Genomic DNA, 5692 nt, shown 5'->3' with positions numbered 1-5692 from the left:
GTCGCGGCCGGCATCCTCACCCTGGCCGTGATCGGCGCGCTCGGCCGGATCGTGTCGGTGGCGCTGCCCGGCCGGTCGCTGCTGCTGATCGCGGCGGTCATCACGGTCACCGGGCTGGCTGTGCGCGCCGTTCCCGAGGCCGCCCGGCGCGGCCCACAGATCGCCTCGGCGGTGGCGCTCACCGTCAGCGGGCTGGTGGTCGCCGGGGGCGCGCTGCGCGCCGGGGTGGCGCCGGTCCGGGCGGCACTTCCCGCCTGGGCCGCCGACCTGGAGCGTTACCCGGCCGAACTGGCCGCCGCGGTCGGCCCCACCACCTGGCAGCTCGCCGCCGCAGCGTTCCTGCTCACCATCGCCGCGGTGCTGGCCCTGCCGCCGGAGATCCGCCGTGAGTTCGCGGTCGCCGGCGCGGCGCTGACCGCGCTCGCCGTACCGGCCTCGTTCGGTCTCGGTTGGGCCTCCGCGCCCTGGCCGATGGTCGTCACCGCGGTCGGCATCGGGGTGATCGGCCTCTCGGCGCGTACCAGCCGGGGCGCTCTGGCGCACGGCGTCGGCGCCGCCGTGGTGGGCCTGTTCGGAGCGGGCGCCAGCCTCGCGCGGCCGACGCTCACCGCCGCGGTCCTGCTCACCCTCTTCGTGGCCGGCGCGCTGGTAGCGCTGGCACCGCGTGTCCGGCTCGCCTCCGACGCCGCCAACACGGTCACCGCCTGGGCCGCCGGCGGTGCCGCCTTCGCGCTGCCCGGCGCGGTGGCCGCGTTCGTGGCCTCCACCGTGCCGGTCGACCCGACCCCCACCCCGGCCAGCCTCCGCGAGGCGACCGTCCCGGTGCTGGCGGCGAGCTTCCTGGCGGTCTGCGTGACCCTCGGGTACGCCGCCGTCGTGCAGGTCTCCCAGCGACGCATTCCCGCGCCGCTGTCGGTCGGCACCGGGCTCGGCGCGCTGGTGGTCACCGCCGCGGCCTTCGGCGCACCCGGCGCGACCGTCGCCGACGCGTGGGTCGGCGCGCTGCTGCTGGTCGCCGCCGTGCTGCTGTTCCTGGCTCCGTCGATCGACGCCGGCCGCCGCTCCGACCTCACCCTGGACGGCTCGGACCTGGCCGCGGCGGCGGTGACCACCGCGCTGATCGCGACGCTGGTACGCATCGCCGCGGTACTCACCCCGGGCGGGCAGTTGGCGGTGGCCGCCGGGCTCGTGCTCGTGGTCGCCGTGGGCGCCCGCGCCATGCCCGAGGAGTGGCGGCGCGGGCCGATCCTCGGCATCGCCGTCGGGGGCGTACTCATCGGTGTGCTCGCCGGATGGACGGCGCTGCGCGGCGGGGTGGGCGTGCTGGCGACCCCCGGCCCGATCTGGGACGGCAACCTGAGCGGCTGGCCGGCCGCGCCGACCGGCGGCTCCACCTGGCAGGCCCCGGTCGCGCTGGCGCTGCTGGCCGTCGCCGCCGGCATCCTGCTCCCGCCGCCCTGGCGGTGGGACGTGTCCGGCGCGGCGGTGGTGCTCGCCACGATCGGCGCGCCGGCCGCGTTCGACCTGCCGTGGTGGTCTCCGGTCCTGGTCGGCGGAATGGTCGCCACCGTCTTCGGGATGGCCTCGGTGGCCACCGAGGAGGCCCGCGCCGCGCTGTCCCGGGCCACCGTCGCCGGGGTGGTGGCGCTGCACGCGGCCGGTGCCGGTCTGGTCCGGCCGTGGACCACCGCTCTGGCGCTGGGCAGCATCGCGCTGATCGGCGTGGTGGTGGCCACGCTGGCCCGGGTACTGGCCGGGCCGCAGGTGACCGACATCGAGACCGAGGGCATGCCACCGCACCTGGTGCAGATCGGCGGGGCGGCGACCGGCGCCGCGCTGCTGGCCCTCCCCGGCGCGCTCGCGGCACTGGCCGCCGAGTTCGACCACTCCGCGCAGGTGGTCCTCACCGCCGCGCTGGCCGCCACCAGCCTCGGCCTGGCCGCCGTGGCCGCGGTGCGGCGACACGTCCCGCAGTACCTGCCCTGGGTCAGCGTGGCCGTGGTCGGCGGGGCCACCATCAGCGCGCTCGCGGCGATCCCCACCGGTCTCGCCGCAGGCGTCTACGCGGCAGCCGCCGCCCTGCTCGGCGTACTCGCCGAGTTGATCCGGGCCGCGACCGTGCCACCGACCGGCTCGGCCCATCCGGTCCGCCGGTGGACGGTGCTGCTCAACGGCGCGCTGCGACGGTTGCCCGACGACCCGGAGCATCGGCGGTGGCGGGTCAGCCCGTCCGCCGGTGCGCTGGCCGCGGCGGCCCTGCCGACCGTCCTGGCGCTCGTCTCGATCGCGCCCGCCCTGATCACCGCCCTCGTCGAGCCACACCGGACGCTGACCCGGATCTGGCAGGGACCTCCACCGGAGCTGCTCACCCCGCCCCCGAACGTGGTCAACCCGACCCACGTGCTGACCGCGCTGCTGCTCACCGCCACCGCGGCGCTGGCCGCCACCGGCTTCAGTGGCGGTCGACGGTCCCGGGCGGTTCCGGTGGTGCTGCCCGGCGCCGCCGTCACGCTGCTGATCGCGCCCCTCGCGCTGGGCAGGGGCTGGCCGGCGAGCACCGTCGCCGCGCTCTCCGTCTTCACCATCGCGATGCTCGGTCTCGCGCTGACCCCGCCGCCGCCGATGGTCGACCCGGCCCGCTCGCTGCGGCTGGCTCGGGTGCTGGTGTTCGCCATCGGGTTGGCCGCCGGCAGCGCCGGGCTGGCCGGCAGCCTGGCCACCCGGGACATGACCCTGTTCACCCTCGGCAGCGCGGTCGGAGTGGGCGCGGTGGCGGCGTTCTACGGCACCACCCAGCGGGCGCGCATCCTCGGCTGGCTCTTCGCATCACTGATGGCGCAGCTCTTCGTGCTCACCGCCGGTCTGGTCGCCGGGCTGGCCGCCGTCTGGTCCGCGTTCGGGGTGCTCGCGGTCGGAGCGGCCCTTCAGGTGTTCGCCGCGACCCTGCCCCGCCTGCGCCGTCCCGAAGCGCAGCGCGAGGCCTCCACCGTGGAGTGGAGCGGGTACGCGGCGGCGCTGATCGCCCTCGCCCTCGCCTTCGACTCGCCGCGGCACATCGCCGCCCTGCTGGCCGCGTGGGGCGCGGTCCTCGGGGTTGCGGCCACCCGACCCGGCCGCCGGCCGGTGGAACGCCGGATCCTGTTCTGGGCGGTGGTCGCCTGCGAGATCACCGCCTGGTGGATCCTGATGCGGGTCGCCGACGTGGCCTTGCCCGAGGCCTACACGCTGCCGTTCGCCGCGTTGGCCCTGCTGGTCGGCGTACTGGAGCTGCGCCACCGACCGGACCTGAGCAGCTGGGTGGCGTACGGGCCGGCGCTGGTCGCCGCCTTCGTGCCGACCCTGGCGATCGTGCTGGCCACCGAGTCCAGCACGTTGCGGCAGATGCTCCTGCTGCTCGGCGCCGTCGCAGTGTTGATCTTCGGCTCGTCCAGCCGGCAGCAGGCACCGGTGATCGTCGGCGCGTCGGTCACCGCGATCGCCGCCATCCACGCCCTGTTCAGTCTCGGCCCGTGGCTGGCGCTGATCCCGGTGGGCATCCTGCTGCTGGTGCTCGGCGCCAGCAACGAACGCCGCCGCCGCGCCCAGGATCGCCTACAGACGGCCCTGCGCGGCATGAGATGAGTCGGAGGGTCACTGCGGCGTGGGTGAGTGGGGACGCTGAGCGTGCCGGGCTCGTGGGCCCGCTGCGGCCCTGCCCGGGCTAGCTCAGGGTGGCGTGGAGGGCGGCTTCCTTGGTCGCCACCAGCTTCTCCAGGTCCTGCTGGTAGGTCGCCATGCGGGCGCGCAGCCCCTCGTCGTGGGCACCGAGGATCCGTACGGCGAGCAGGCCGGCGTTGCGGGCGTTACCGATCGACACCGTGGCCACCGGCACACCGGCCGGCATCTGCACGATCGACAGCAGCGAGTCCATGCCGTCGAGGTGCTTCAGCGGCACCGGCACACCGATCACCGGCAGCGGGGTCACCGAGGCGACCATGCCGGGCAGGGCGGCGGCTCCGCCCGCACCGGCGATGATCACCTTGAGGCCCCGGTCGGCGGCGTCGCGGCCGTACTCGATCATCGCCACCGGAGTCCGGTGTGCCGAGATCACCCGGACCTCGTACGACACCCCGAAGTCGTCCAGCACCTCCGCCGCCGCCCGCATGGTCGGCCAGTCCGAGTCGCTGCCCATGATCAGGCCGACGGTGCTCACTCCGGTTCCTCCTTGGTTCGCTGCCGCGTGGCCCGCGGGGGTCACTCGTGCCCCTCGCGCAGCCAGCGCACGGCGCGGGCCGCCCGCGCCCGTACGTCGTCCAGGTCGTCGCCGAGCACCGTGACGTGCCCGACCTTGCGGCCGGGTCGCACCTGCTTGCCGTAGAGGTGCACCTTGGCGCCCGGCTCGGCGGCGAAGAGGTGGTGCAGCCGCTCGTCGATCGACATTCCGCCCGGCTCGCCGCCGAGCACGTTCGCCATCACGACCACCGGCGCGGTCAGCGAGGTGTCGCCCATCGGGTAGTCCAGGACCGCCCGCAGGTGCTGCTCGAACTGGGAGGTCCGGGCGCCCTCGATGGTCCAGTGCCCGGAGTTGTGCGGGCGCATCGCCAGCTCGTTGACCACGATCGCCGGACGGCCGGCCGCGTCGCGCACCTCGAACAGCTCCACGGCGAGCAGGCCGATCACGCCGAGCGCGGTGGCCAGGTCGATCGCGAGTTGCTGGGCGGTCACCGCCAGTTCCTCGTCCAGGCCGGGCGCCGGGGCGAGCACCTCCACGTTGATGCCGTCGCGCTGCACCGTCTCGACGACCGGGTACGCGGCGACCTGACCGAACGGCGAACGAGCCACCTGCACGGCCAGCTCCCGGCGCAGCGGGACCCGCTCCTCGACGATCAGCCGGGTGCCGCCAGCGAGCAGCGTGGTCGCCAGCTCGGTGGCCTGGGCGGCGTCGTCGACCATCCAGACGCCCCGGCCGTCGTAGCCACCCCGGGCCGCCTTGAGCACCACCGGCCAGCCGACCTGCGTGCCGAAATCGACCAGGTCGGCCGGCTCGCTGACCGGCCGCCACGCGGGGTTCGGTGCGCCCAGCTCGGTCAGGCGCTCCCGCATGACCTGCTTGTCCTGGGCGTACAGCAGTGCGTCCGCAGGCGGGTAGAGGGTCACGCCCTCCGCCGCGAGCGTGCGGATGTGCTCGTTGGGCACGTGCTCGTGGTCGAAGGTGACCACGTCGCAGCTCTTCGCGAAGGTGCGCAGCGCGGCAAGGTCGGTGTGATCGCCGTACTGGACGTCGGCGGCGACCAGCGCCGCGCCGTCGTCGGGGGCGGCCGCGAGCACACGCAGTGACTGGCCGAGGGCGATCGCGGCCTGGTGGGTCATCCGGGCCAACTGGCCGCCACCCACCATGCCGACAACGGGTAGACCGGTACGGGAATCCATAGCGCGGCCAGCCTATCCGGGCCAGCGACGTGGCCACCCGGAGGGCCGGCGACCCCGGTCCGGGAGACGCTGGACAGGCCGCCCGGCGCGGCGTGACAGCGGCTACCCGGCGCTACCGAGTTCCGCGACCAGCTCCTCGACCGAGGTGACCGGCCGCTGGCAGACGAAACCCCGGCAGACGTACGCGGCGGGCCGCCCGTCGACCAACGGTCGGCCGGCGAGCAGCGGCACGCCGGGCTGGTCCGGCAGCCGGCGACCACCACCGCGCCGGGCGGGGCGTGCC

The 5692-nt window shown here is 75.4% G+C and carries 3 protein-coding genes and 1 pseudogene; 1 reads left to right on the top strand and 3 read right to left on the bottom strand.

Features of this window, described 5'->3' with window-relative positions; genetic code table 11:
* Window positions 1–3621 (top strand): SCO7613 C-terminal domain-containing membrane protein (locus JNW91_RS28975; RefSeq protein WP_203178671.1); only part of this gene is annotated, 3621 nt, incomplete at its 5' end.
* Window positions 3622–3700: 79 nt separating this feature from the next.
* Here the strand turns inward: JNW91_RS28975 and purE are convergent.
* From purE to JNW91_RS28960, 3 genes and pseudogenes are all read right to left on the bottom strand, one after another.
* Window positions 3701–4192, bottom strand: coding sequence for a 5-(carboxyamino)imidazole ribonucleotide mutase (purE, locus tag JNW91_RS28970; protein ID WP_203178669.1), 492 nt, complete (start codon window positions 4190–4192; stop codon window positions 3701–3703).
* A 41-nt stretch (window positions 4193–4233) separates the two neighbouring features.
* Window positions 4234–5409 (bottom strand): 5-(carboxyamino)imidazole ribonucleotide synthase, encoded by a 1176-nt coding sequence (locus JNW91_RS28965; protein ID WP_203178667.1) that lies wholly within the window; start codon window positions 5407–5409, stop codon window positions 4234–4236.
* 102 nt (window positions 5410–5511) lie between these two features.
* Window positions 5512–5692, bottom strand: a pseudogene (locus JNW91_RS28960) (hypothetical protein); the annotation flags it as partial.

Source organism: Micromonospora parastrephiae, from assembly GCF_016802865.1.
GTDB classification, from domain to species: domain Bacteria; phylum Actinomycetota; class Actinomycetes; order Mycobacteriales; family Micromonosporaceae; genus Micromonospora; species Micromonospora parastrephiae.
This window is presented reverse-complemented; position numbering and strand designations above follow the sequence as displayed.